The 26547-nt window shown below is 39.3% G+C and carries 21 protein-coding genes and 5 tRNA genes; 10 read left to right on the top strand and 16 right to left on the bottom strand.

The window, feature by feature from the left end:
- Window positions 1–131 precede the first annotated feature (131 nt).
- Together L3V46_RS16125 and L3V46_RS16120 are read right to left on the bottom strand one after the other, a co-directional pair.
- Window positions 132–506 carry a diacylglycerol kinase gene (locus tag L3V46_RS16125; protein ID WP_004819673.1) on the bottom strand — a complete coding sequence of 125 codons (375 nt, stop codon included), beginning with the start codon at window positions 504–506 and terminating at the stop codon, window positions 132–134.
- Window positions 507–646: 140 nt separating this feature from the next.
- Window positions 647–1795: a glycerophosphodiester phosphodiesterase gene (locus L3V46_RS16120; RefSeq protein ID WP_239046233.1), complete on the bottom strand. Its 1149-nt coding sequence runs from the start codon at window positions 1793–1795 to the stop codon at window positions 647–649.
- A gap of 273 nt (window positions 1796–2068) precedes the next feature.
- Here L3V46_RS16120 and L3V46_RS16115 point away from each other — a divergent pair, with 273 nt between their 5' ends.
- Both L3V46_RS16115 and mgtE read left to right on the top strand, forming a co-directional pair.
- Window positions 2069–5167, top strand: a complete 3099-nt coding sequence (locus tag L3V46_RS16115) for a multidrug efflux RND transporter permease subunit (RefSeq protein ID WP_239046232.1) — start codon at window positions 2069–2071, stop codon at window positions 5165–5167.
- Window positions 5168–5334: 167 nt separating this feature from the next.
- Complete coding sequence (gene mgtE, locus L3V46_RS16110) at window positions 5335–6672, top strand: magnesium transporter (protein WP_239046231.1); 1338 nt, start codon at window positions 5335–5337, stop codon at window positions 6670–6672.
- 45 nt (window positions 6673–6717) lie between these two features.
- Here mgtE and L3V46_RS16105 read toward each other — a convergent pair whose 3' ends face one another.
- The 6 genes from L3V46_RS16105 to L3V46_RS16080 all read right to left on the bottom strand — a co-directional run bounded on the left by L3V46_RS16105 (window position 6718) and on the right by L3V46_RS16080 (window position 9670).
- Window positions 6718–7167 carry a DUF2726 domain-containing protein gene (locus tag L3V46_RS16105; RefSeq protein ID WP_096733454.1) on the bottom strand — a complete coding sequence of 150 codons (450 nt, stop codon included), beginning with the start codon at window positions 7165–7167 and terminating at the stop codon, window positions 6718–6720.
- Between the two features lie 62 nt (window positions 7168–7229).
- Window positions 7230–7305: transfer RNA gene (locus tag L3V46_RS16100), tRNA-Asn, on the bottom strand.
- A 242-nt stretch (window positions 7306–7547) separates the two neighbouring features.
- Window positions 7548–7623, bottom strand: a tRNA-Asn gene (locus L3V46_RS16095).
- Between the two features lie 5 nt (window positions 7624–7628).
- Window positions 7629–7704: transfer RNA gene (locus L3V46_RS16090), tRNA-Asn, on the bottom strand.
- A 360-nt stretch (window positions 7705–8064) separates the two neighbouring features.
- Window positions 8065–8691, bottom strand: a complete 627-nt coding sequence (locus tag L3V46_RS16085) for a superoxide dismutase (protein WP_004722425.1) — start codon at window positions 8689–8691, stop codon at window positions 8065–8067.
- Between the two features lie 220 nt (window positions 8692–8911).
- Window positions 8912–9670: a Nif3-like dinuclear metal center hexameric protein gene (locus L3V46_RS16080; RefSeq protein WP_239046230.1), complete on the bottom strand. Its 759-nt coding sequence runs from the start codon at window positions 9668–9670 to the stop codon at window positions 8912–8914.
- Window positions 9671–9841: 171 nt separating this feature from the next.
- On the opposite strand from L3V46_RS16080, the gene L3V46_RS16075 reads away from it, so the two are divergent.
- Entirely contained in the window at window positions 9842–11017 is a 1176-nt protein-coding gene (locus L3V46_RS16075) for a trypsin-like peptidase domain-containing protein (protein ID WP_004722420.1), read from the top strand.
- Between the two features lie 194 nt (window positions 11018–11211).
- Here the strand turns inward: L3V46_RS16075 and L3V46_RS16070 are convergent, their stop codons facing one another.
- The 3 genes from L3V46_RS16070 to radA all read right to left on the bottom strand — a co-directional run bounded on the left by L3V46_RS16070 (window position 11212) and on the right by radA (window position 14683).
- On the bottom strand, window positions 11212–11559 hold the full coding sequence (locus L3V46_RS16070) for an EF-hand domain-containing protein (protein ID WP_239046229.1): 348 nt from the start codon (window positions 11557–11559) through the stop codon (window positions 11212–11214).
- A gap of 182 nt (window positions 11560–11741) precedes the next feature.
- Entirely contained in the window at window positions 11742–12743 is a 1002-nt protein-coding gene (locus L3V46_RS16065) for a Tim44-like domain-containing protein (RefSeq protein WP_004819688.1), read from the bottom strand.
- Window positions 12744–13297: 554 nt separating this feature from the next.
- Window positions 13298–14683: a DNA repair protein RadA gene (gene radA, locus L3V46_RS16060; RefSeq protein ID WP_004722416.1), complete on the bottom strand. Its 1386-nt coding sequence runs from the start codon at window positions 14681–14683 to the stop codon at window positions 13298–13300.
- A 279-nt stretch (window positions 14684–14962) separates the two neighbouring features.
- On the opposite strand from radA, the gene L3V46_RS16055 reads away from it, so the two are divergent.
- From L3V46_RS16055 to L3V46_RS16035, 5 genes are all read left to right on the top strand, one after another.
- Entirely contained in the window at window positions 14963–16363 is a 1401-nt protein-coding gene (locus L3V46_RS16055) for an amino acid permease (protein WP_004819689.1), read from the top strand.
- 155 nt (window positions 16364–16518) lie between these two features.
- Complete coding sequence (locus L3V46_RS16050) at window positions 16519–16749, top strand: hypothetical protein (protein WP_004819690.1); 231 nt, start codon at window positions 16519–16521, stop codon at window positions 16747–16749.
- 33 nt (window positions 16750–16782) lie between these two features.
- Complete coding sequence (gene lysA / locus L3V46_RS16045; RefSeq protein WP_239046228.1) at window positions 16783–18027, top strand: diaminopimelate decarboxylase; 1245 nt, start codon at window positions 16783–16785, stop codon at window positions 18025–18027.
- A 13-nt stretch (window positions 18028–18040) separates the two neighbouring features.
- A complete protein-coding gene (dapF, locus tag L3V46_RS16040; protein ID WP_239046227.1) occupies window positions 18041–18886 on the top strand; it encodes a diaminopimelate epimerase in 846 nt (281 codons plus the stop codon).
- A gap of 149 nt (window positions 18887–19035) precedes the next feature.
- Window positions 19036–19464 carry a hypothetical protein gene (locus L3V46_RS16035; protein WP_239046226.1) on the top strand — a complete coding sequence of 143 codons (429 nt, stop codon included), beginning with the start codon at window positions 19036–19038 and terminating at the stop codon, window positions 19462–19464.
- 259 nt (window positions 19465–19723) lie between these two features.
- On the opposite strand, the gene L3V46_RS16030 is transcribed toward L3V46_RS16035, so the two are convergent.
- The 3 genes from L3V46_RS16030 to L3V46_RS16020 all read right to left on the bottom strand — a co-directional run bounded on the left by L3V46_RS16030 (window position 19724) and on the right by L3V46_RS16020 (window position 23801).
- Window positions 19724–20101: a VOC family protein gene (locus L3V46_RS16030; RefSeq protein WP_034617484.1), complete on the bottom strand. Its 378-nt coding sequence runs from the start codon at window positions 20099–20101 to the stop codon at window positions 19724–19726.
- A 538-nt stretch (window positions 20102–20639) separates the two neighbouring features.
- Window positions 20640–23069: an endopeptidase La gene (gene lon, locus L3V46_RS16025; RefSeq protein ID WP_004722406.1), complete on the bottom strand. Its 2430-nt coding sequence runs from the start codon at window positions 23067–23069 to the stop codon at window positions 20640–20642.
- Between the two features lie 147 nt (window positions 23070–23216).
- On the bottom strand, window positions 23217–23801 hold the full coding sequence (locus L3V46_RS16020; protein ID WP_239046225.1) for a 5-formyltetrahydrofolate cyclo-ligase: 585 nt from the start codon (window positions 23799–23801) through the stop codon (window positions 23217–23219).
- Between the two features lie 378 nt (window positions 23802–24179).
- Between L3V46_RS16020 and L3V46_RS16015 the strand changes: the two genes are divergently transcribed.
- Both L3V46_RS16015 and L3V46_RS16010 read left to right on the top strand, forming a co-directional pair.
- Entirely contained in the window at window positions 24180–25370 is a 1191-nt protein-coding gene (locus L3V46_RS16015) for a putative solute-binding protein (RefSeq protein WP_224965497.1), read from the top strand.
- A 200-nt stretch (window positions 25371–25570) separates the two neighbouring features.
- Window positions 25571–26185, top strand: a complete 615-nt coding sequence (locus L3V46_RS16010; RefSeq protein ID WP_239046224.1) for a YiiX family permuted papain-like enzyme — start codon at window positions 25571–25573, stop codon at window positions 26183–26185.
- A gap of 85 nt (window positions 26186–26270) precedes the next feature.
- Here L3V46_RS16010 and L3V46_RS16005 read toward each other — a convergent pair.
- Together L3V46_RS16005 and L3V46_RS16000 are read right to left on the bottom strand one after the other, a co-directional pair.
- A tRNA-Glu gene (locus L3V46_RS16005) sits at window positions 26271–26346 on the bottom strand.
- 42 nt (window positions 26347–26388) lie between these two features.
- Window positions 26389–26464: transfer RNA gene (locus tag L3V46_RS16000), tRNA-Glu, on the bottom strand.
- Between the last annotated feature and the right edge of the window lie 83 nt (window positions 26465–26547).

Raw genomic sequence — 26547 nt, 5'->3', positions numbered from 1 at the left:
CAGCAAAGCAAAATTAGGCTGTTATAAATTTTTATGAGTTGACATTTTACCTGCGATGGAATGTCACTATGCTCTCTAATTTTTTAAAAGAATACTTACCTAACAAGATTATTTGATCTAGAAAGAATAACCTATCTAAAAAGAATAATGACCCAGGTAAAGAAAATAATTGCTTGAGCTACGAACTGTGCAGCACTTCCCATATCTTTGGCATTTTTAGACAATGGATGGCGTTCTAAAGAAACACGGTCAACCACAGCTTCTAATGCTGAATTAAACAATTCTACAATGATTGCCAATAAGCACACCGCAATCATCACTGCCTGTTCAACAGAAGAGACATCGACAAAAAATGTAATCGGAATTAAAACGATATTAATCCAAACAATTTGACGGAAAGCCGCTTCATTTTGATATGCAGCTTTAAATCCTGCTAAAGAATAGCCTGTTGCATTGAGAATGCGTTTGAAACCCGTCGTACCCTTAAATGGAGAATAATCACTCATAAATCAAAGCAGCTAAAGTTTTTAAGAAGTGTATTATTCTAAACTTAAATCGGAATTAATTTTAAACAAAAAACACCAAGTTTAGAAAAAATTAAGCAAATGTTTGAATCATTTGCTTATTTGTTTGAAAAAATCAGCTGTTACTTGGTATTTGGATTGGCTTTCCAGTACGCATCCAAAGCTTTGCGACCTAAACCGGGATCATCGGTAAATACACCATCCACGCCAGCTTTAAAATACATCTCATATTCTTTGTTTGCGCCAGCTTCACAACGCTTGGCTGCATCTGCTTCAGCTGTGCTACATTTTAAATTGTTGGCAAGGAAATTATTTTCAGGACGGAAAGTATACGGATGGACTTTTAAGTTCACAGCATGTGCATCTGTAACGAAAGAAGAGGGTGCAGTATAGCTATCATTAAAAATATACGGTTTCCATGGACCTACACCATCAGCATATTTGGCGACGTCTTTTAAACCTTGTGCTGTGGCCATATCGCCATAAGTGGTTTTAATTCCTTGTGCGACATAATCTGCTGGACTGATTTTCTTATCATCATAAAGCTGAATAATTTTGGCATGCTTTAAACTTTTATGCGCTGTCAATTGGTCCTTAAAATACTTTAAATTATTGACTTCAAAAGACTGTAGATAAATCGGCGCAATTTCACGGCTATATTGGTACTTTGCCAAAGTCTTCAGCAATGGATCTTCCATGGCTAAATTTAATTTTTGAAAATATGTTGGGTGCTTGGTTTCGATATAGAGCCCAACCACTTTACCGGTCTTTTTATAATTCTTTTCCGCCAGTTCAATAATCTGCTCAAGGGTAGGGATATTCAACTGATCATTGTATTGGGTATTGTTTGGGCGTAACGCTGGAATACGCTCGCGGGCTTTAAGTTGATTTAACTCACTTAAAGTAAAGTCTTCTGTAAACCATCCCGTTAATGATGTCCCATCGATGATTTTTGTTTTCTTGCGATCTGCAAATTGGCTGAATGTGCTGACATTGGTTGTGCCACCAATTTCATTTTCATGACGTGCAACCAATACGCCATCTTTGGTTGATACCAAATCTGGCTCAATAAAATCAGCACCATCATCAATGGCTTTTTGATAACTTTCAAGGGTATGTTCAGGGCGTAAAGCACTCGCCCCTCGGTGACCAACAATAATGATTTTAGGTTCTTTGTATTCTGGTGTGACGTTTTCTGATTTTTTATCGTCATCATTACAAGCGGTTAATAGCGCCATAATACTGATCATTAACCCAGTATTTTTAATCATATTTTTCTCAAATTCTTATATGGAAACTGTGCATAGCTTATGTCATTAAATTGACACTGTGATGACATCAAGATGAAAAATTAATGAAATGCTTTTGGTAGATTTATGCCTAGAAGAAAAAAATTCTTCATAGTTTCTTCATATTTAAACTTATCATTCGCTTTTCTGTTATTTTTCCTTGAGTTTTTAGTTTAAGTCACAGAATATCCATATAAAGTCGATTTAATTGCTACAACAACTTTACCTCAATCCTTTGACGCAGAACCTACTCTGATGCTCTCAAAATTTTTTATTCAACGTCCTATTTTTGCCTGTGTACTTGCAATTATTGTCATGGCTTTAGGCGTATTTTCAGTCTTGAATTTACCGATAGAGCGATATCCAGATATTGCTCCGCCAAGGATTACTGTTTCTACAACCTATACAGGCGCAGATGCTGAAACTGTTGAAGAGAGTGTTACTCAGGTTTTAGAGCAGCAAATTAAAGGGATCGACAACCTGCTGTATTTTAGTTCGAGTAGTGACTCATCGGGTCGTGCCAGAATTAGTATCAGTTTTGAAAACGGAACGGATCCAGATACTGCACAAGTCCAAGTCCAAAATAGTATTAATGGTGTACTCAACCGCTTACCAGATGATGTACAGCGTCAAGGTGTAACAGTGAATAAATCGCTTGGCGATACCTTTATGGTGGTGGGTTTGTATGATGAAACAGGTAAAAGTAACAATATCGAATTAGGTGACTATTTATCTGATCATATAGAACAAGAAATATCACGGATTGAAGGGATTGGTGAAGTTGATGTCTTTGGTTCTCAATACGCCATGCGAATTTGGCTGAATCCGAATTTACTGCGTCAGTATCAATTGATGCCCAGTGATATTCGCACAGCAATAGAAGCACAGAATACACAGGTTGCTGCTGGTGGTGTGGGGGATTTACCGGTAACCGCTGACCAATATTTAAATGCAAAAGTCACCGCTGGTTCACGTTTAAGAACAGTCGACGAATTTAAAAATATTATTGTGAAATCCAATACCGATGGTAGCTATATCTATTTAAAAGATGTGGCGCGTATTGAGTTAGGTGCAGAAAATTATCAGTCGTTTAATACCATTAATGGTTATCCTTCATCGGGCATGGGGATTTCTTTATCTTCAGGTGCAAACGCTTTAGCAACCTCTGCATTAATTAAAGCCGAATTGGCAAAGATTTCTGAAAAATTACCACAAGGTTATAAGATTGTTTATCCGCGTGATAACACGCCGTTTGTGCAAGAATCGATTAAAGAGGTGGTCAAAACCTTACTAGAAGCCATCGTATTGGTGGTTCTGGTCATGTTTATTTTCCTACAAAGCTGGCGTGCTACGCTGGTTCCAACCATTACTGTACCAATTGTGATTTTAGGTACCTTTGCGGTACTCAATGTGCTCGGTATGAGTATTAATACATTGACTTTATTTGCCTTGGTGTTGGCAATTGGTCTACTGGTCGATGATGCTATTGTGGTAGTGGAAAATGTTGAACGTTTGATGCATGAGCAGGGCTTAACTGCAAAACAGGCATCTATCGAGTCTATGCAGGAAATGACAGGAGCTTTGATTGGGATTACCGTGGTTTTGACGGCGGTATTTATTCCGATGGCGTTCTTTACAGGTTCGACAGGTGTAATTTATCGTCAATTCTCCATCACCTTAGTAGCGGCAATGGGCTTGTCAATGTTGGTTGCATTGATCTTAACCCCAGCACTCTGTGCCATTATTTTAAAACCCAATCCTAAACCTATGCGTTGGGCTACTTGGTTCAATCTTAAACTCGAAAATCTAAGACAAGGTTATATTCGCCTGATTCAAAAGACCTTAAATTTGAAATGGGTAATTTTGACGATTTTTGTGGCTTTGATTGCTGTATTTTCACTGATCTATCGGGCTTTACCCACCAGTTTTATTCCAAGTGAAGATCAGGGCATGTTGAGTGTACAGTTCCGTTTAGCTGATGGTGCACCGATGTCGAGTAGTCAGGTGGTTGGGGAAAATATTCGAAAATATTTCCTTGAGCATGAAAAACAAAATGTTGATATTGTCTTGATTCGTTATGGGCGTAATTTTTCAGGTACAGGGCAAAATTTAGGAACAGGCTTTGTGGCTTTAAAGCATTGGGATGATCGCTCAGGTACACAAAATTCTGCGCAAGCAATTCGTGAGCGTGCGACAAAGTATTTTAGTCAAGATCGCAATGCCCGGATTACAGTCAGTTTGCCTGCTTCAGTAAATGGCTTGGGGGATAGTGATAGTTTAGAATTTTGGATTCAGGATATTAACGGTCAAGGACGGAAATATTTAGACCAACAATTCACTACATTGCAGGCACAAGCCAAACAATTCCAATCCTTTGAAAATCTGGATAAAAAATCCAATCCAGATAAATCTAAGTTAAAAGTTGATGTTAATCAAAAATTGGCTTTGGCAAATGGGCTGAGTCAAACCGCGATTAACAACACTTTGTCAGCAGCATGGGGTGGCTCTTATGTAAATGACTTTATTGATCGTGGACGAATTAAACGGGTGATGATGCAGGGCGATGCAGAGTTTCGTTCTAAGCCTGAAGATCTACAAGTATGGACGGTGCGTAATGCACAAAACCAAATGGTGCCATTTAGCAATTTCGCAACTACACGCTGGGAAGGTGGTCCCGACGTTGTGAATCGTTTCCAAGGTTATACCGCCTTACAAATGGAAGCCAATGCAGCGGCGCATACCAGTTCAGGTCAAGCCATGAAAGATATTCAGACCTTGATTAGTCAACAAGATGGAATTGATGTTGCGTGGAGTGGCTTGTCATTTGAAGAACAAAAATCAAGTAGCCAAGCATGGTTACTGTATTTGATTTCGATCGGCTTTATTTTCCTTTGCCTCGCAGCCTTATATGAAAGTTGGTCGATTCCAACTGCTGTGATTGCAGCAATTCCTTTGGGGATTGGAGGCAATATTATTTTTAGTAAATTGGCAGGTTTTCCAAACGATATTTACTTTCAAATTGCATTGCTGACCACGATTGGTTTGTCGTGTAAAAATGCGATTTTGATTGTTGAGTTTGCGGCACTATCACAGGAAAAAGGTAAAACAGCGATTGCTGCTGCATTAGAAGGCGCAGGGTTGCGGTTACGTCCAATTCTAATGACATCCTTGGCCTTTGGTGCGGGGATTATTCCCTTGGTTGTTGCATTTGGTGCAGGTGCTGCCAGTCGTCAAGAAATAGGGGTAAGCGTATTGGGTGGGGTGATCTTCGGAACAGTTTTAGTTTTGCTGTTTATCCCATTTATGTATGTGCTGGTTCGTTCAATTTTTAAATCAAAAGTACCCTCTGAGTAAGGGTGTTGATTGATGAGCTTTGCTTGCTCAATGTTCTTTGATGAAGATTGAGCAAGCTTCAAATCATATAGAATCTTTAAAATATGTTTCACAACAAAAAACATCTTTATTTTCGTGGGATTGCAGTCCAACATGTGGCAAAAGTTTGATGGAATTTGGATCATCCTATGCAATTTTCTTTGGCGCTCGTTTCAGAAATAGAAAAAGCCATTCAAAACCATCAATTTGATCTCATTGAAAAACAATTTGAACAAATCAATGATGCCGATATCGCGAAAATTTTGGCAGATTTATCTTTAAATGAACAGCTGGCATTGGTGGAGTATTTGCCCAATGCTGCCTATATTCTTGAGTTTTTATCACTCGAACAACAACTTAAAATTTCTGAACATTTACCAAAACAGATACTGGTCAATATCATTTCTGAGATGCACTCGGATGATCGTACAGATTTATTTAAGTACTTGCCTTATGCATTACAGCAAGCTGTTTATTCCGATTTAAGCCCTGAAATACAACAGCAGATCCAACATTTAGCCAGATATCCAGAAGAGTCTGCTGGTGCAATCATGAGTTCAGATTATGTGACATTGTCACCTGATTTGAACATGACACAAGCCATCAAGCAGATCAGAGCAATTGCCACAGATCGTGAAACGGTCTATTTGATTTATGTGGTCAATGTACAAGGCAAGTTACTCGGGGTTGTGTCCTTACGTGAAATTATTCTTGCTGAGCCTGAGCAAACCATTGCCGAAGTCATGAGTACGGATTTGATTGTTGGGGACGTTAATGAAGACCAAGAAAGCATTGCAGAGAAGCTGCATTATTATGACTTTATTGCACTGCCAATTGTTGATGAGCAACAACGGCTTTTAGGTATTGTTACTTATGATGATGCGATGGATGTCGTCACTGAAGAAGCTACAGAAGACTTTTTAAAATCCAGTGCAGTCTCATCGTCTCCTAAAATGAGCATTAAGACAGCACCGATTCATTACCTGTATAAAAAACGGGTATTTTGGTTGGTGATTTTGGTTTTTGGCAGCTTATTGTCTGGATTCGGGATTGCCCATTTTGAAGATATTATCGCAAAGAATATTGTGCTGGTATTCTTTTTACCGCTTTTGGTCGGGAGTGGCGGGAATGCTGGCTCACAATCGGCCACCTTAATGGTACGGGCATTGGCAACGGGTGATGTACATTTAAAAGATTGGATGTATCTGATTGGGCGTGAAAGCTTGGTCGGTTTATGTTTGGGCGGAACAATGGCAATTGCAGTGTCCATTCTTGGTTACTTTAGAGGCGATGCAATGGTCGCTTTGGTGTTAGCTTTAAGTATGATGGGTATTGTATTGATGGGTTGCTTAATTGGGATGAGCCTGCCATTTATATTGAATCGTTTAAAGCTGGATCCAGCAAGTGCTTCGGCACCTTTGGTCACCTCGATTTGTGATGCAACAGGTGTCATCGTTTACTTATGTATTGCATCGATTATTTTATAAGACATGGCTGAATGGTTAGCTTTAGAAATGCTTGGCTGATCATGTTCAATCCGCAATGTCTTTTCTTAAATCTCGACAACTGGGAATATCGGTATAGCGATATACCTGATAACCTGCTTGTTCTAACATCTCGTCACGTTGTGCATCGATATGTTCTTTGCCAAGGTGACTGGGATCATCGAGTTCAATAATAGCAATCACTTCAAGCTGTTTGTCGAGTAGGACAAAGTCGGTCACTTTACGATTGAATTTTGAACGCAATTTAAATTGATTACAATCAATTAACGCGCTAAACGCGACTTGCGCAAGTACATGATATTGTGGAAAGGCTTCATTTAAACGGAAAAACATTTTCTGTTCAAAAGGGGTGATCACACGTTTTGCATAATAATGTTTATTTCGAAATAAATACTGACCAAAGCAGGCAAGCAATAAAGCAATGGTTGCGATACTGCCAATCAATAAAAATAAAATTTGATGTAAATCGAGAGACATAAGCGATCGGTATCGTATAGACAAGAAAAAACCCACTCAATCATGAGTGGGTTTTTAAAATCTGGCTCTCCAACCTGGGCTCGAACCAGGGACCTGCGGATTAACAGTCCGTCGCTCTACCGACTGAGCTATTGGAGAATCTGGAACGCATTTTAGGGATGAAATGGGAATGGGTCAAGGAAAAATTGTTAAATTCATCATAAAAAAGCATTATTTGCTAAATATTTGATCATTCTGAATAAAAGTAAATCTGAATAAAAGCAAAGTTGTTTTAAGCGTTCTAAAATTTAGGTGTAAGCCGAAAAGCGCTTAAATCTTTTCTTTATAGAAAATAAAGATATAAAAAAGCCCACTTCATTATGAGTGGGCTTTTTAGAATCTGGCTCTTCCACCTGGGCTCGAACCAGGGACCTGCGGATTAACAGTCCGTCGCTCTACCGACTGAGCTATGGAAGAATAGATGGCTCTCCAACCTGGGCTCGAACCAGGGACCTGCGGATTAACAGTCCGTCGCTCTACCGACTGAGCTATTGGAGAATCTGATGCGCATTTTATGGATGAAAGCCAAAGTGGTCAAGTGAAATGATAAGAAAAAAGGCTTAAATGTTTTTTTATTGTCCGAATTTAAAGAGTTTGTATATATATTGATTATTTTTAAAGTTTTCCAGCTCTTTATTCGAGATTAAATGATCATAAGTGGTTAAATTTTATTGCAGTTGCAGAAGGGTTCATAGGATCTGAATGGCGCTAAGCACCGCATAACTATAAAAGATTTTTATTGGATCTGCTTTTACTGTGTAATTAGGATTGATCATATTCGAATTGAAAAAAATTAAATCGCATAAAAAAGCCATTCTAAAAAGAATGGCCTTTATACAAAAATAAAATGCTGAGATCTTATTTTTCAACACCAGCTTCTTGACCGGCATATTTCGCGTTTGCATAGTCCCAGTTTACAAGGCTTTCTAAGAAAGTCGAAATGTATTTAGGACGAGCATTACGGAAGTCGATGTAATAAGCATGTTCCCAAACGTCAATTGTAAGTACTGCTACTTTGCCATGTGCAAGTGGAGTATCTGCATTTGAAGTTTTAAGAATAGAAAGCTCGCCATTCACTTTATCAGCAACTAACCAAGCCCAACCTGAACCGAATTGAGTTGTTGCAGCAGCAGCGAATTCTTCAGCAAATTTTTCGTAAGAACCGAAAGCTTCATCAATTTTAGCAGCTAAAGCGCCAGTTGCTTTACCGCCACCGTTTTTAGCCATACAGTTCCAGTAGAATGTGTGGTTCCAAACTTGTGCAGCGTTGTTGAATACACCTGCTTTAGAAGCATCGCCAGCAACAGCAACAATGATCTCTTCTAAAGTTTTACCTTCAAGATCAGTACCCTTGATTAAGTTGTTTAAATTTACAACATAAGTATTGTGGTGCTTGTCATGATGGAATTCTAAAGTTTCTTTGCTGATGTGCGGCGCAAGATCTTCATAGCCGTATGGTAAAGCAGGTAAAGTAATGGTTGTCATGTTTTAAATTCCTTGCATTTAGCTGGGTTTTAACATTAAGTGGCTTTATTGTAATGGATTCTTTCAACAATTGTGCAAGATGTTAAATAACAATACACAATTTATTTCGATTTAATACGTATATAGAAAATCTAAAAAGTACATCGCATTTTTATGGAAAAGTGTCTAATCGGCAGAGCAATATTTACCAAAAAATACGCTACATTTTTTAGGATAGCGCTTAAATCGGGTTGTTGAGTTCGAAATAACTAGCGTCAATATTGAACTGTTCCGCGATCGCTTGAGCAAGTTGTTGAACACCATAGCGCTCTGTTGCATGGTGACCACATGCATAGTAATGCACATCTAACTCTTTGGCTTCATAAAAAGTACGCTCGCTGACTTCACCTGAAATATAGGCATCACAATTCATTGCTGCCGCTTTGCCAATAAAATCCTGTGCTCCACCTGTACAGAAGCCAACTTTTTGAATCAATGATTTTTCTGCATTGAGATGAATGGTATCAAAGCCTAATTTTTCAGTAAGAATATGTTTAAAATCCTCTGGTGAGATCGGGTTTTTTAAATAACCAATATTACCAATCGGGTTACGTTCGCTTGGGTCTAAAGCTTCAATGTTTTCCAGCCCAAGGATTTTGGCAATCATTGCATTATTCCCCAGTGTTGGATGCGAATCCAAGGGGAGGTGGTATCCAACAAGTGAAATATCATTTTGGATTAATGCTTTGATTCGTTTGCCACGCATACCTGTGATTGGATAGGGTTCGCCTTTCCAGAAATAGCCATGATGAACCAAGAGCAGGTCTGCTTGTTGTGCAATCGCTGCATCAATTGCATCCTGTGACGCCGTGACTGCACACAGGATTTTCTTTACTTCAGATCGTCCTTCGATTTGTAATCCATTGGGTGCGTAATCTTTAAATTCATGTGATTTTAAGGTTTGATCACACCACTGGATGATATCTTTGAGTAAAGCCATGAATAACCTTTATTTAAATGAAGTGTGTTAAGACCATCAAAACATATTTTAAATTGTAACTAAAGCTGAACAAAACTCTTTGTGTTTTTTATGTTTCTTGATTGAATTGCTTTACAATATACAAATTGCTTTTGCATCAACGAATTAAAAAATTCTTAGAGGAATAAAAACGTGCGGCGTTCATTTACTTGGCTCCCTTGGGTTTTACTGATACTGGTTATTATTTGTTTTGTGGTTTGGCAAAAACTTCAACAGCCCAAAGCACCGATTGCTGCTGATGGTGTGAAGATGCCTGCTGAGAAAGTTGAGCCTTTGGTCAATACATCTCGAACGGGTGGTGTGGTGTCCTATAGTGCTGCCGTTAAGGTTGCCGCACCAGCAGTGGTGAATATTTTTACCACTCAAAAAGTAAAACAAAATCATCCATTGCTCAATGATCCTGCGTTTAGAGAGTTCTTTGGAAATCAGATCCCTGAACAAAATCAAAACCAGAATGAAAACAGTTTAGGTTCTGGAGTGATTGTGCGTCCAGATGGTTATATTTTGACAAATAACCATGTGATTGCTCAAGCAGATCAAATCGTTGTTGCCTTGCAAGATGGTCGCCGTGCAGAAGCCACTGTAATCGGAACGGATCCTGATACAGATTTGGCTGTGATCAAGATTGAATTGAAAGAATTACCTGTCTTGCCATTTAAATTGAGTGGCAATGAAGTTGGTGATGTTGTATTGGCAATAGGAAATCCATTTGGTGTCGGGCAAACGGTAACGCAGGGGATTATCTCTGCGACGGGTCGTTCTGATCTCGGTATCAATACTTACGAAGACTTTATTCAGACCGATGCAGCCATTAATCCGGGTAATTCAGGTGGTGCATTGATTGATGTGGCTGGGAATTTGATTGGGGTTAATACTGCAATCTTCTCACAGTCAGGTGGTTCGTTGGGGATTGGCTTTGCCATTCCTGCCAAAATCTGTCAGCAAATTTTAAATTCGATTTTAAAAGATGGCCGTGTGATTCGTGGATGGATGGGCATTAGTTTAGTTCCACCAACGCAAGCGGATGTATTACAACCGCGTCAACCAGGTGTTGTGGTTGCTGATGTATTGAAAAAAGGTCCTGCGGCGGAAGCGGGGATTAAAGTGGGCGATCGTATTGTTAAAGTGAATAATGAAGATATTACTTCAACCTCACATTTAATTAATTATGTTGCGCTCCAAGCACCGAATACCGATATTCAAGTTGAAGTCATCCGTGGCGAACAAACCGTCAATCTCACGGTTAAAGTGGGTGAGCGTAAAGTTCAAAGTGCTGACTCACAATTTATCCCTTTACCACGACGTTAAGTATCGTGAAAATTTTAGCCCTGATGAATCAGGGCTTTTTTATTTGAGATTACGTATTTGAATGACTTTATCAATGTTGGCGAATAGAGTGTTCGTAGTTGTTGATTCATATCGGTATGCGATAACGACTGCATGTATGATTAAATGAATTAAAAAAGCAAAAACAGTTTAGGGTATATATGTTGAATGTTCACTTACCAAAATTTCCACCAAGCTTTATCAGGCCAATTGGCACAAGGATTAGGTAATAGGCTATGGATTGCACCAACTTCTTCATCTGAGAGCTTTGCATCTTTATTTTTATCTAAGAATTTAAATAATTTAATGTTTTTATCTTTGCCTTGAAACTGTCTGTCATCTGGCCATGGGAGTGGATCAAAGTCTTTGACTTTTAAGAACTCATTGAGTTCAAAGGTATCATTCTTATTTAAATCATAGGTCTTATGAAACTTCTCCCAGTCTAAAGAAGCCGGATCACAGGCAAAGCTAAAGCTTGAAAGTGCGCTACAACTGAGAATTAGACTATAGATTATTTTATTCATTTGTTTTATCCCATTTTTTTAATTAGCTTTGATTATAAAGACAAAGTGATTTTAAACGAATGGCTGTATCTCAACAAAACTATTTCCGTCTTGATTCAATCTATTCGATAGAAAATACTATATTTTTAAAACAAAAAAACAGTGCCGAAGCACTGTTTTTATTGCAATAAAACGCTATTCAATTAACTTTCTTGTTGAATTCCAGCAACTAACCAATCTTGAGTAGACCCTGCTGGTTTAACAAAGTGCCATACTTCTGAGAACGGTACAGGTTGACTATTTAAGTCTTCGCTGACAGTGCCAGTAAAACGAACACTCACCACGTATTGTCCATTTTCTGTTGCACTATCCAATACCAATGCATTTAAGTTTGAAAACTCAGCCACATCTTGATCTTGGTTTGCCATGATATCGCTGTACATTGACTGATAAAGATCAGCTGTTAAATAGCGTTGAATTTCAGCAATATTGCTCACTGAGTTCATTGACTGAATATGGTTAAAGCGTTGACGAGCAACACGTAAGAAAGCAGCAGGTTCAGTTCCATCTGGAAGTTGATTGCCACTTTGCATTGACGCTGCGCCAAACGGTGCTTGTGTTGCAGTACCACCATTGACAGACTGACCAAAAATATTGGTCGCGTCGTTTGAACTACGTGCCGTATTGTTTTGCCCAAATGGCGCAGATGTTGGACCTGTGCTATTTGGTGCATACGGATTATTGCTGGCTAATTTTTTTTTTGCGCCGAATTTACGGAACAAGAAGAATGCAGCACCTGCGATCAGGATTAACCAGATCCAGCTTGGAATTCCACCTTTTTTCTCTTCTTGTTGAGCAGCTGCTTGTTGTTTCGCTAATTCAGCATCATTGGTTTGTGCTTGGGCATTACCATTATGATCATCAGCCATTGCATTTGCCGCAATCGCACCTACTGCTGCACCTGCAACACCAGCAGCAACCATTTTACCTACACCAGAACCTGATTTTTGTTGTCCAGGTTGAGCAGGCGTTGGTTGTTGAGCAGGCGTAACTTGTCGAGGTTGAGAATAAGACTGACTTGAACTCGAAGAACGGCTCATGCCATGGCTTTTACCACCACCTGCACGTTTTGCTTCAGCCAAAGGTGCTACAGCCAAAGTTGCCATTAAAATACCTGCGACCAAGCCGCGCTGTCGAACTTCCATTGAATCTACCTATATTAAAAAAATATGTTGATGAATATGAGTGCAAGCACATTACTGTAATTGCTTTTCATAGTTCTCTTTATGCAGTCTTTTTAAGAGAATTTCAATGTTTTTAAGATTTATTTGCACATATATTCACATAAACATAACGAATATATTGTTGGGCTTTTAAAGCCCAATACGGATTTTCTAATCTATTGAAATAATTAAAACTATCAATTTAAAAAGGCTTTTATCATATCGGTGGAATTGTGCTGTGATATATAAATTTAGTGCAGCAATTTATGATAAAAATTCTCATGATTTAATGGATAATTTATAGCGTGCAGTATTCAGCCTTTATCTTTAAATTATTTGAATAAATATCGATCGATCAATCTGTTATAAAAATGATTAAAGCAAAACTATTGTTTTAACTTTAGTTAGAGATTTAATTTTTATTGGATCTGTGAGGGTTCATTTAATGAGGGAGAAGAGGAAATTTTTTATTTAAGCTCTCTATCAAAGCAAGCTTACTTCCTTGTAAGGCTTGGTCCTATTTTATAACGTGATAATTAGACCTCATCACTCAATTGCATGGCTTCTGTTAATGCCTCATGCAGTCGAGCCACTGCAATGATTTGTACACCTGCAATAGGCTTTTGTGGTGCATTGCCTCTAGGTACGATGATGTATTTAAAACCATGTTTTATGGCTTCTTTTAAGCGTTCTTGCCCATTGGGAACAGGGCGTATTTCACCTGATAATCCCACTTCACCAAACACAGCCAATTGTTGTGGTAAAGCTTTAGAGCGTAAACTTGAAGCACAGGCCAAAAGTACCGCAAGATCAGAACCTGTTTCGGTAATTTTTAAGCCACCCACGACATTGACATAAACGTCTTGTCCAGAGGTCTGTACACCACCATGGCGATGCATAACCGCAAGCAACATATTTAAGCGGTTTTGTTCTAAACCTAGTGCGACCCGACGCGGTTGTCCATGCGCGTCATCAACCAGTGCTTGAACTTCAACCAATAATGGCCGTGTACCTTCACGACTGATCATCACCACTGAACCGGGAATCGCTTCATCATAACGACTTAAAAAGATGGCAGACGGATTGGCGACTTCTTTTAAGCCCTTATCTGTCATGCCAAATACACCAAGTTCATTGACCGCACCAAAACGGTTTTTGACAGCACGAATCATACGGTAGCGGGAGTCAGATTGCCCTTCAAAATACAGTACGCAATCGACCATGTGTTCAAGTACACGTGGACCTGCCAAGGCACCTTCTTTGGTGACGTGACCAACAAGAAATAACGCTGTACCACTATTTTTTGCAAATCGAGTCAATAGTGCAGCTGACTCACGAATTTGCGAAACACCGCCGGGAGCAGATTGTAAGGTTTCGGTATATAAGGTTTGGATTGAGTCAAGGATGGCAACAGCAGGGCGCAATTGTGCGAGAGTATCACAAATTCGTTCTACACACGTCTCTGCCATGACTTGTAATTTATCGGTAGCTAAATCAAGACGATTGGCACGTAAAGCCACTTGTGAAAGTGATTCTTCTCCTGTGACATAGAGCGCTGAATTCTTCGCAGCAGCCATATGCGTTGCGGTTTGCAACAGAATCGTTGATTTACCAATACCAGGGTCACCCCCGATCAGGACGACAGAACCTGTGACTAAACCACCACCAAGTACTCGGTCAAACTCACCTATACCCGTAGCTAAACGTGTTTCATTGGACACGGTAATCTGGTTAAGCAAGGTGACATTGGCTGCTTGTCCAGCATACCCACCGCCCATAGGTTTGGCACGATGTGATACGACAGGTTCAATGCGCACTTCAGTCAGAGAATTCCATTCACCACAGTCTGAACATTGACCTGCCCATTTTGGATGGTCTGTACCACATTGTTCACAACGATAAACAGTTTTGACTTTGCCCATTTTGAGTGCGTTCACCTTTTGAATGATGTGCTGAATGTACCAATAGCGCCATTGAAATACAATTTTTTGCTTAACATCTCGCCAAAAACTATTTTGGCACGTAAACTGCAAATCGAAGGAACGGTAAAAATAAGAAAGGTAAGGGATAGTCGTTTGACTATTAAATAAGCTAAAAGATGAAAAAACTTAGATATTTTAAGTATTCATTGAAAAAGGCTTTTTTATTTTTTTTGTTTTAAGCTACTTTTGTACAACGAAATCTGAGAGAAGAATATAACAATGTCAAATGAAAACCTCAGTTCTTCTGCGGAAACAGGTGAACTAGCAAGAAGTTTATCGAATCGTCATCTACAATTAATTGCAATTGGTGGTGCGATTGGTACAGGCTTATTTATGGGTTCAGGGAAGACGATCAGTCTTGCGGGACCATCCATATTATTTATTTACATGATCATTGGTTTGATGGTTTTTTTCGTCATGCGTGCGCTTGGTGAACTGTTACTTTCGAACTTGCAATACAAGTCATTTATTGATTTTTCTACAGATTTGATCGGACCATGGGCCGGCTATTTTGTCGGATGGACTTATTGGCTGTGCTGGATCACTATTGGTATCGCAGATTTATCTGCAATCATCTATTACTTACAGTTCTTCAATAATGGGGTGCCCTTTACCCCAACTGAAGGGGCAATGATTAGTGTTGCCGCAATCTTCTTTATTTTAGGATTGAACCTAGTCACAGTAAAACTGTTTGGTGAATTGGAATTCTGGTTTGCGTTGATCAAAATTATTGCCATTGTGGTGTTAATTTTGGTGGGTTTCTGGATGATTTTTACCGGCTTTACTTCGGCGGCAACAGGTCAAGTGGCGTCATTTACCCATCTTTGGGATCATGGGGGAATGTTCCCGAAAGGCTTTGAAGGCTTCTTAGCAGGCTTCCAAATTGCCATCTTTGCTTTTGTCGGTGTTGAACTTGTTGGTACCACCGCAGCAGAAACCAAAGATCCAGAGAAGAACTTACCTAAAGCCGTTAACTCAATTCCAATCCGTATTATTTTCTTCTATGTATTGGCATTGGTGATTGTTATGTCAGTTACACCATGGAATATGATTGATCCTAAAGTTAGCCCATTTGTGAACTTGTTTAGTCAAGCGGGAATTGCTGCGGCTGCAATCATTATGAACTTGGTGGTCCTTTCTTCTGTAATGTCTTCAATGAACAGTGGTGTATTCTCAACAAGTCGTATGCTATTTGGTCTTTCTCGTGAAGATCAAGGTCCTAAAGCATTTGGTCTGTTAAATAAACGCGCAGTTCCAGCGAATGCTTTATATTTCTCTGGTGTATGTCTATTGGGTGGTGCGGCATTACAATATTTCGTTCCAAACACAGTCGAAGCATTTACTTTAGCAACCACACTATCCACGATCTTGTTTATCTTGGTATGGATCATTATTTTGTGGAGTTACTTGGTGTACTACAAAACACGCCCAGAACTTCATGCAAAATCAGTGTTTAAATTACCTGGTGGACCGATTACTTGTTATATCGTGATCATTTTCTTTGTTGGTACGATTGGTATTCTTGCATTAGAACCAGATACAATGAAATCATTGATGGTCAGTCCGATCTGGCTCATTATCCTTGCGATTGGTTATTTCTGTTTTTATAAGAAAAAATAGTCATTAACGATTTCAATGATATTGATAAGAAAACGTCAGTAATTTACTGGCGTTTTTTTTATTCTCATTTTAAGCTTTAAGGCTTCCGCTTTGGTCTATATTTTAGATTCAAGGTATAAGGTATACTGACGAAAATTTTGGAAATAGGTGAACAAATGCGTTTTGCAATTTGTGGCATCGGTTTAGTTTTAGCAAGTGCGGTGTTGGTGGGTTGTGGTCAATCAGGAAATTTGCAGTTGGCAAACAGTCAAGACTATGACAAACGTGCCAAATATTTGCTTTATTCAAAAGATGCCAATAAAGCTGCCCAAAGCAAGGCAAAAGTGCAAGATCAGACAGCCATTGCAGATCAATCTGTGCCAGCGTCTCAAGCCACTTCAAACTAAACCTAATTACACTTTCATTGAAAGGATAGATTCATGAGTTTCTCCCGCATTCATGGGGTATTGCATGCAGAGCAATGTTCTTTAGATCAACTCGCGCAGCAATATGGCACACCGCTTTATGTTTATTCAAAGGCAACTTTTGAAAAGCATTATTTGGATATGGATCAGGCATTTGGCTTTATCGATCATCAAATTTGTTTTGCGGTGAAGTCAAACTCAAATCTTGCGGTATTGAATGTATTGGCAAAATTAGGCTCAGGCTTTGATATTGTTACAGGTGGTGAGCTTGCACGGGTCCTTGCCGCAGGTGGAGATGCTACAAAAATCGTATTCTCAGGTTTAGGCAAACAAGAAGCAGATATTCAAAAAGCCCTAGAAGTAGGGATTGCGTGCTTCAATGTGGAATCTCATGCTGAACTTGATCGTATTCAGAAAGTTGCGGCAGGTTTAGGCAAAAAAGCTCCGATTTCGTTACGGGTAAACCCAGATGTAGATGCGAAAACCCATCCTTATATTTCGACAGGTTTAAAAGAAAATAAATTTGGTATTCCATCAGATTCAGTTTTTGAAACCTATCAATATGCAGCGTCTTTACCCAACCTTGATGTGATTGGGATTGATTGTCACATTGGTTCGCAATTAACTGAAACACAACCTTTCGTAGATGCGCTTGACCGCGTCATTATGATGATTGCAAAATTAAAAGAATTGGGCATCCAGCTGAAACACATCGATATTGGTGGCGGTTTAGGGGTGACCTATAAAGATGAAACACCGCCAAGTGTTGCAGAATATGCCAACGCAATGCGTCCAGCTTTAGAGAAATTAGGCTTAAAAGTCTATATGGAACCGGGGCGGAGTATTTCAGCAAATGCTGGGGTATTGGTGACGAAAGTTGATTTGTTAAAACCAACCAACCATCGTAATTTCGCGATTATTGATGCTGCAATGAATGACTTGATTCGCCCATCGCTTTACCAAGCGTGGATGGACATTCAAGCTGTGGTATCGCGTACAGATGTTGAAGCAAAGACTTGGGATATCGTGGGTGCCATTTGTGAAACGGGCGATTTTCTTGGTAAAGAACGTGAACTTGCCATTCAGGAAAATGACAATCTTGCTGTTTTAGGTGCAGGTGCGTATGGTTTTGTCATGAGTTCAAATTATAACAGCCGTGGTCGTGCTGCTGAAGTCATGGTCGATGCTGACCAATCGTATGTGATTCGTAAGCGAGAAACGATTGAATCACTTTGGGAAAATGAAAGCTTATTGCCTTAAGGAGCCATTTTAAATGTTATTAGAATTTACCAAAATGCATGGTCTGGGCAATGACTTTATGGTGGTTGATTTAATCAGCCAGCGTGCATTTTTTGATGCAATGACCATTCGCCGTTTGGCTGATCGCCATTTCGGGATTGGTTTTGATCAACTGTTAATTGTTGAACCACCAGATTTTCCCAATGTTGATTTTAAATATCGTATTTTCAATGCTGATGGTTCAGAAGTAGAGCAATGCGGCAATGGCGTACGTTGTTTTGCGCGGTTTGTTTATGAACGTCAGTTGACCAATAAAAAACGTTTTAAAGTTCAAACCAGCGCTGGTATTGTCGAACCTGAGTTGGGCGAAAATGGTTGGGTGCGTGTCAACATGGGCTATCCAAAATTTTTACCCAATGAGATTCCATTTCTTGCAGATGAACCAGATGCATTGTATGACATCGCATTGAAAGATAATGAATTGCTGACTATTGATGTGGTCAATATGGGCAATCCACATGCGGTGACAATCGTTCCCGATGTTTTAACTGCAGATGTTGCCAAAATTGGCCCTCAAGTGGAAGCACATGCGCGTTTCCCACAACGGGTGAATGCTGGTTTTATGCAAATTGTTGATGAAAAGCATGCGCGTTTACGGGTGTTTGAACGTGGTGTCGGCGAAACGATGGCATGTGGTACAGGCGCTTGTGCAGCCGCAGTCTCTGGAATGCGTCGTGGCTTACTTGCCAATAATGTAGAAATTGAGTTGGCTGGTGGTAAATTACAAATCGAATGGAAAGAAGGCGATGTGGTTTGGATGACAGGGCCGACTGCAACCGTTTATGAAGGTCGTTTAGATTTACGTTATTTCCAAGGTTGATCTCCTTTATTTTACAGCTTATAAAAAAGCCCTGAATTAATTTTAGGGCTTTTTTATCTTTAATTGCTTAGTTTTTGGATTAAAAAATATAAAATAAGTGTTTATACTGTTTAAAGATCTAAATAAATAATCACAAGGAAAAATAAATAATGGCAATAGATCGTATTGATTGGCATGGCGAATCCGCAGAGCAAGCAGGCTTTCCATATGAAAATGGTGGGACACATATTGGAATTTATTTAGCCTGGATTATCAATAACCAATTGGAAGGTGAGTTTCATCAAGAAGAAAGTGTTGATGAATTAGAACAAGTCCGCACACGTCAAATGACTGGACGACAGTTTTTGATCAATATGTGCGATGAAAAATTTTGGGAAGAAGATTTAAATGAACATGGCTTTGAATTTACCCAAGCCTATTATGAGAGCCATGAATATTTTAAAGATTATGGTGAAATCTTAGTTGATGCTAAAGGTTTGACGGATACCTATGCTGTGGATGATACATGGGATAATTATGATTTGATGGCAGTCGTGATTAGTCAAAAATATGCACAATGGCAGCAGAACCGGTCATAAATCTATACGCTTTAAGTCAATAGATCGTTTTTCTGGGATAAGCTTTTGTAATCAGCCCTAAGTTACCCATAAAAAAACACAGTCCAAAATGGGTAGGACTGTGTTTTAACGTTGATCTGTCTGGAGACCAAATCGACGTTAAGTAACCACACTTACAGCGCGCATACTTGTATAATTTATATATGAGGATGTTCGTATAATTTTCAACCAGTTTAGTTGCCAATTTTAAATTACCAGCAGTCGTTGAGTTCACTCACGATTAATTCATTGAGTGAATACCAAACATATTGCCTTCAGTATCAATCGCCAAAACAATATGCCCATGAGGCCCAATCGACATTTTTGTTTGATGAACTTGACCGCCAGCGGCTGCTACTCGGGCTTCTTCAATGGCACAATCTTCACTACTGAAATAGACAATTGTACTGTTTCCACCAGCAGAAATGCCTTCCATTTTAACCAATGAGCCTGTTGCACCGTATTGGCTCATATCCGATGGAAATGTCCACATTTCCACCGATGAATCGTTTGGATCACTGAGTAAACTCAGCTCAACACCAATCACCGTTTGATAAAATAATTTAGCTCGTGCCATATCATTGACATAGATTTCGAACCAACACACTGGATTTGACATAAACGTGTCCTTTTATTTTGCTGTTATCGGTTTTATGACCATATATGGCTGTATTTATAAGCTTAAGGGCAGTTGAGCCTTTAAACTCTATTTTTAGACTTTATTGTGATTAGCTTATGACAAACTTAACTCAAGAGCAGCTGTATTTTGTAAATAAGTTTATTTTTTAATCAATATTTCAAGAAAAACTTAAAGAAACAATAGGGTCTGTTGACAATTCGTCTATGTTTGCGACGACGTGTGTTTTTTAGGCGATACTAGGCGCGAAATACGAAATTTAGTCATTCTAAATGAGTAATTCGTAACGACGTAGCGGCAAAAAACACTCTAGTCCCGAAGGGTTGTGGCTAAAATTATCTCAGCCTACGTTATGAAACTCGAAAATAGTCTCGCTATTCTCTTCGTTTCCTGCTTTACGACGTATACGTCTCATGCTCAATTTTAACCTACAACGCAATCGATTTATGAAATGTCAACAGACCCTTGATTATAAACATAAAAAAAGAACGCCGAAGCGTTCTCTTTTTCGATCATTGGATCAATGACGTGCAGCTTTTTTGCCTTCATCAACCGCTTTAACGATTGGTGCTTTGACCAATGGCGTAGGTTGTTCAACCAAAGCAAGTGGAAGAATCTCATCGATGCTTTTCACTGCTTTAATTTCCAAACCATCTTTCACATTCTGAGGAATTTCAGCTAAGTCACGAACGTTTTCTTGCGGGATAAACACCAGTTTAACACCACCACGATGTGCTGCTAAAAGTTTCTCTTTTAAGCCACCAATACGCATTGCTCGGCCACCTAAGCTGGTTTCACCTGTCATTGCAATATCAGGACGAATTGCAATCCCAGTGAATGCCGAAACCAGAGCAGTGGTTAAAGCCAAACCTGCAGATGGTCCATCTTTCGGTGTCGCACCTTCAGGTAAGTGAACGTGTACGTCAGTTTCTTCAAAACGAGAAGCTTCAATACCCAATTCATCAGCACGTGTACGAACCACAGTCATTGCCGCAGTAATCGATTCCTTCATTACATCGCCGAGTGAACCCGTGGTAATAAATTTACCTTTACCTTTTACAGCTGCAACTTCAATAGTTAGTAACTCTCCACCGACAGAAGTCCATGCTAAGCCATTTACACGACCCACTTGAGCTTCTTCTTCCGCCATACCGTAATCAAACTTATGCACGCCTAAATATTCAGGTAAGTTTTCAGCAGTGACATCAATATGTAAGTTTTTCGCTTTCTTACTGACTGATTCTTTCACCACTTTACGTGCAATCTTCGATACTTCACGTTCAAGGCTACGTACACCAGCTTCACGGGTATAACGACGTACAATGTCACGAATCGCTTCTTCATGAACAGTCAATTCTTTGCCACGCAAACCATTGTTCTTGATTGCTTTTGGAACAAGGTAACGATCTGCAATATTGACTTTTTCGTCTTCGGTATAACCCGGTAAACGAATTACTTCCATACGGTCTAATAAAGCCTCAGGAATATTCATGCTGTTTGCAGTACAGATAAACATCACTTCAGACAAGTCAAGATCAAGATCTAAGTAGTGATCGTTAAACTTGTTGTTCTGTGATGGATCAAGTACTTCAAGCAGGGCAGAAGCTGGATCACCACGATAATCCTGTGCCATTTTGTCCACTTCGTCGAGCAAGAACAGTGGGTTTTTAACGCCAACTTTAGTCAACGACTGCACAATTTTACCCGGCATCGCGCCAATATAGGTACGACGATGACCACGAATTTCTGCTTCGTCACGGACACCACCGAGTGCCATACGAACAAATTCACGACCAGTTGCTTTGGCAATTGACTCCCCGAGTGAGGTTTTACCAACACCAGGAGGACCAACTAAACAAAGGATTGGACCACGAAGTTTTTTCACGCGTGATTGCACCGCAAGGTATTCAACAATACGTTCTTTAACTTCATCCAAACCATAGTGGTCTGTATCTAAAATTTCCTGAGCTTTGGCTAAGTTAATGCTGACTTTGCTGGCTTTATTCCAAGGCGTATCTAAAATGGCCTCGATATAGTTGCGTACAACAGCAGCTTCACTTGACGCAGGTTGCATGGCTTTGAGTTTACGGAATTCGTTTTCAGCTTTTTTACGCACATGTTCAGGTAAATCAGCTTCCGCTAAACGTTTTTCAATTTCAGCAACATCATCTTCCGCACCACCATTCATATCGGAAAGTTCACGCTGAATGACTTTCATCTTCTCATTGAGGAAGTATTCGCGTTGGTTCTTTTCCATTTGGCGTTTTACAGAGTCATGCAATGTTTGCTCAATCTGTTGTTCTTCAGATTGTTGCAATAAATAAGTCATTAGCTCTTGTAAGTGTGCTTCAAACTCATCGTGCTCTAGGAATTTTTGTTTTACATCGATATTTAAAGGTACACGGGTTGCAACAAAGAACAACAATTGTAATAAATCGTCGATTTTATTTGCTGCTGCAATCAATTCACGTGCATTACGTAATTTGGCTTCTGCATACTGTGAAAACAGTGCACGTAATTCTTCTACACGTGTTGCTTGAGTATCTTTATCTACAGATATGGTCATTGGGCTTAATGCATGTTCAGCCGATAAGTATTCATCATTGTCGATGATTTCAACCAGCTTAGAACGATGTAAGCCTTCAATCAGTACCTTGATACAGTTTTCATCATTTTCATGATTCACAACTTGTACAATCTTTGCGACGGTACCATATTGATATAAGTTGTCGTGATCAATTTCTTCTGTAAGCGAATCTTTTTGCGCAACTACAAATACTAAATTGTCACTGTTACGAGCCACATCAACTGCATTGATCGATTTTTCACGACCCACAAATAGCGCAATTTGCATATGTGGGTACACAACCACGTCACGCAACGCTAAAAGCGGTAATACACTTGGAACCTGTGGCTCTAAGTTTTCTTGATTCATAATAATCTCAGACATGGGCACTCCTAATGAGTGACAACGGTGTTGCCATGTTTTTTATAGTGATGTGTATTTCAAAAATTACAAGGGCTTTGCCAAATAAAAAGTTTAAAAAATCGCAACTATTTGATTAACAAATAAACCTATTTGCATTTATTGGTCAATTTAACGGCGAAAATAATAGGTTTTTGCTGGGGTAATTAAGCTATCTAAGGGCTGATCCCATGGATTTCTTTTTAACTCGTGGGTGAGTAACTGAAAATTATGGGCTAAACCGAGTCGATGTGGGCGGTGTGCAGCTGATGCAAGCGTTCGATCATAGAAACCGCCTCCCATGCCCATACGGCTACCTTTTAAATCACAAGCCAATAAAGGCATAACCACCAGATCGAGTATTGAAATATGTTTAGCACGACTTGCCATGGGCTCTAACATCCCAAGACGATGTAAAGAAAAGCGTCGATTGCGAAACTGCCGATTTGATATTTTGACCCAAACCAGTTTTTTGTTCATATTACATATCATGGGCAAATACACGGTTTTTCCAATCGCACAGCAATATTCGATAAGCAATTTGGTTTGAATTTCACCAAAAGCATCTAAATATAATCCGATTTTCTGCGCATTAAAAAAATGGCGATGGCGTAGCATCTGTTTAAAGCATTGCAATTCAATGACCATTTGTTGATTGCTGGTCAGCTTTTGTCGTTGTTGTCTTAAAGATCTACGCAGTTGTGAATTTTGATCCATGTTTTGAATGCTAAAACTAAACTGTTGCCAGTATACAATGAATTGATAAACAGCATTTATAACGAAATGGTCAAGATGTTATTTTGATTATCTTTTATTCACTAGAGTTTACGATAAATGGGCAGTTTTAAGCTATTATGCTAATCGTTTGATAAAACAAGATTAAATAGTGATGTTCTACATTTTAAGTCCAGAGTATCTATTCTGACAAATGTAGGATTTTGCTCAGTCAATTGCAAATGAAAGCACTTCAATTAGGCTGAGAAGAAATTCACGTGAGTGATGATTATGGATAAGCACGAAAATAAACAGGAAAACACCATGCAAAGTCAGCTAAAACAACAATCTCATACCTTGTCACGACGGTTTGTTATCTCAATGCTCGCATTGGCGAGCAGTTTACCGCTGATGAGCTATGCCGCTCCAGCAGCACCAAAATTGGATCTTGAGTTATCTGCACATTCAAAAAATAAAATTAAAACCTTAATGAATGATCCAAAAGTTTGGCAACAGATTCCCAAAACAGTCACGCTGTGTGTGTATTCTCCTGATGGCGCCAATAGTGAAGCTTTTGAACAAGCGACCAGTTATATCAGTGAACTACCACGAATTACACAGATTGCTAAGGAATTTGGGGTGGATATGAAAATTACCCGTCCAACCAAATTGTCGATGCATATTGATTTAAATTATCCAAAATTAAAGAAAACCGCTTCTACGGATATTAATTTAAGAGTTTATACCGATGAGCGTGTATTGACTGAGGATTTCCGCAGTAAACGTTGTGATGGTGCTGGAATCAGTAACATTCGTGCACGTCAGTTTAATCCGTTTGTCGGCAGTATTGATGCTATTGGGGCAGTACAAAACTATAAGCAATTAACCACCGTGATCCAGTTACTTGCACGACCTGAGTACGATGCAAAAATGGTCAATCGTGATTATGAAGTGGTGGGGATTGTTCCTTTAGGTGCTGCGTATATCATGGTCAATGATCGTCGTATTGATACCTTATCAAAAGCAGCAGGGAAAAAAGTAGCGGTCATGAACTTTGACGGTACTCAAAAGAAGCTGGTGCAAAATGTTGGTGCACAACCTGTTTCTGTTGATCTATTAACAGTGGGTGGAAAGTTCAATAACAAAGAAGTCGATATTATGGCGGGGCCTGCTTTGTTATTTAAGCCTTTAGAATTGAAAAAGGGTATGACTGATAAAAATGGCAATGTGGTTGGTGGTATTATTCGCTTTCCTTTGATACAGGTGACAGGCACATTAATCATGCATCGGAATAAGTTCCCTGCAGGTATGGGACCAATCGCACGGGAAATGATTTCTAAACAACTCAGCCCAGCATTTCAGTTTGTCGATAAACTGGAGCGAGAAGTTCCAGATAAATATTGGTTTGATATTCGTGAAGCAGACAAACCAGGCTATATTAAGATTATGCGTGAAGCACGTATTCAGATGACCAAAGAAGGCTTCTATGACCCAACAATGATGAAAATTTTGAAAAAGGTTCGATGTGGTCAAACCCCAAGTAGTTTTGAATGTGCTTTAAATGATGAATGATCGTGTTTTGCTCTTGTCTTGATGATGGATTAAGTTAAAAGCAAAATCACAAACAGCTGATGTTTTTGATTTGAATTAAAAGCTAAAGGAGCAAAATGAAAGTTTATTTTGCTCCTTTTTTATTGCAAAGTTTAGGCAATGCTTTACTACTCTGTTAGATTAAATCCAAGATAAATAAGATCAAAATTAAGATTTAAATGATGTTAAGAAAACCGTTCAAACTCTTGTTGCTGACAGTGTTGTTTTACGTTAACTCGATATATGCCGCAGAGTATCAGACAGGGGATATTATTTTTCATAGCTCTAAATCTGCACAAAGTCTTGTGATTCAAAAAGCCACCCATTCGCCATATAGCCACATGGGAATGATTGTGATGAAACAAGGTCAAGCTTTGGTTTTGGGGGCGATTCAGCCTGTGAAATATACACCGCTTCAACAATGGATCAATCGTGGTGTAAATAAAGCCTATGTCGTAAAGCGTTATCAACCTCAATTAACTGCAGAGCAACAGCACAAGTTAGTCAAACAGGCCGAGACTTATTTAAATAAACCCTATGATGTTTATTTTGAATGGAATGATGACGCAATTTATTGCTCTGAAATTGTATGGAAAGCTTATCAATACGCTTTAGGAATAGAATTGGCGCCCTTGGAAAAATTACAAAGTTTTGATCTCACAGATCGAAGTGTTAAAGCACTTATGCAACAACGCTATGGACAGCATATTCCATTGCAAGAAACTGTGATTGCGCGAAGTGCAATTTTTAATTCAAAGAAACTGAAAATGGTTGACTCGGTTGCTGGCTTGAATTGATTGGAAATATAGCAGGCATAAAAAAACCTGAGTCATGATGCTCAGGCTTTTTATAAGAAGCGGTATATACATACATTCTTGAATGTGGCGACCCTACGGGGATTCGAACCCCGGTTACCGCCGTGAAAGGGCGATGTCCTAGGCCTCTAGACGATAGGGTCAATAAATTGAGGCAGACACTTGAAACTAAACCATTAAATTAATGGCGACCCTACGGGGATTCGAACCCCGGTTACCGCCGTGAAAGGGCGATGTCCTAGGCCTCTAGACGATAGGGTCGTTTCAGAGGTGGGCGTATATTAGGGCGAATACTGGCAGGTGTCAAACTTTTTTCCACAATAAAAACTGAAATTGCGTTTATA

The sequence above is a fragment of the Acinetobacter sp. AG3 genome (assembly GCF_022343575.1).
Taxonomy (GTDB): Bacteria; Pseudomonadota; Gammaproteobacteria; order Pseudomonadales; family Moraxellaceae; genus Acinetobacter; species Acinetobacter guillouiae.
Note: the sequence above shows the minus strand (reverse complement) of the source record. Positions and strands in the feature narration are given on the sequence as shown.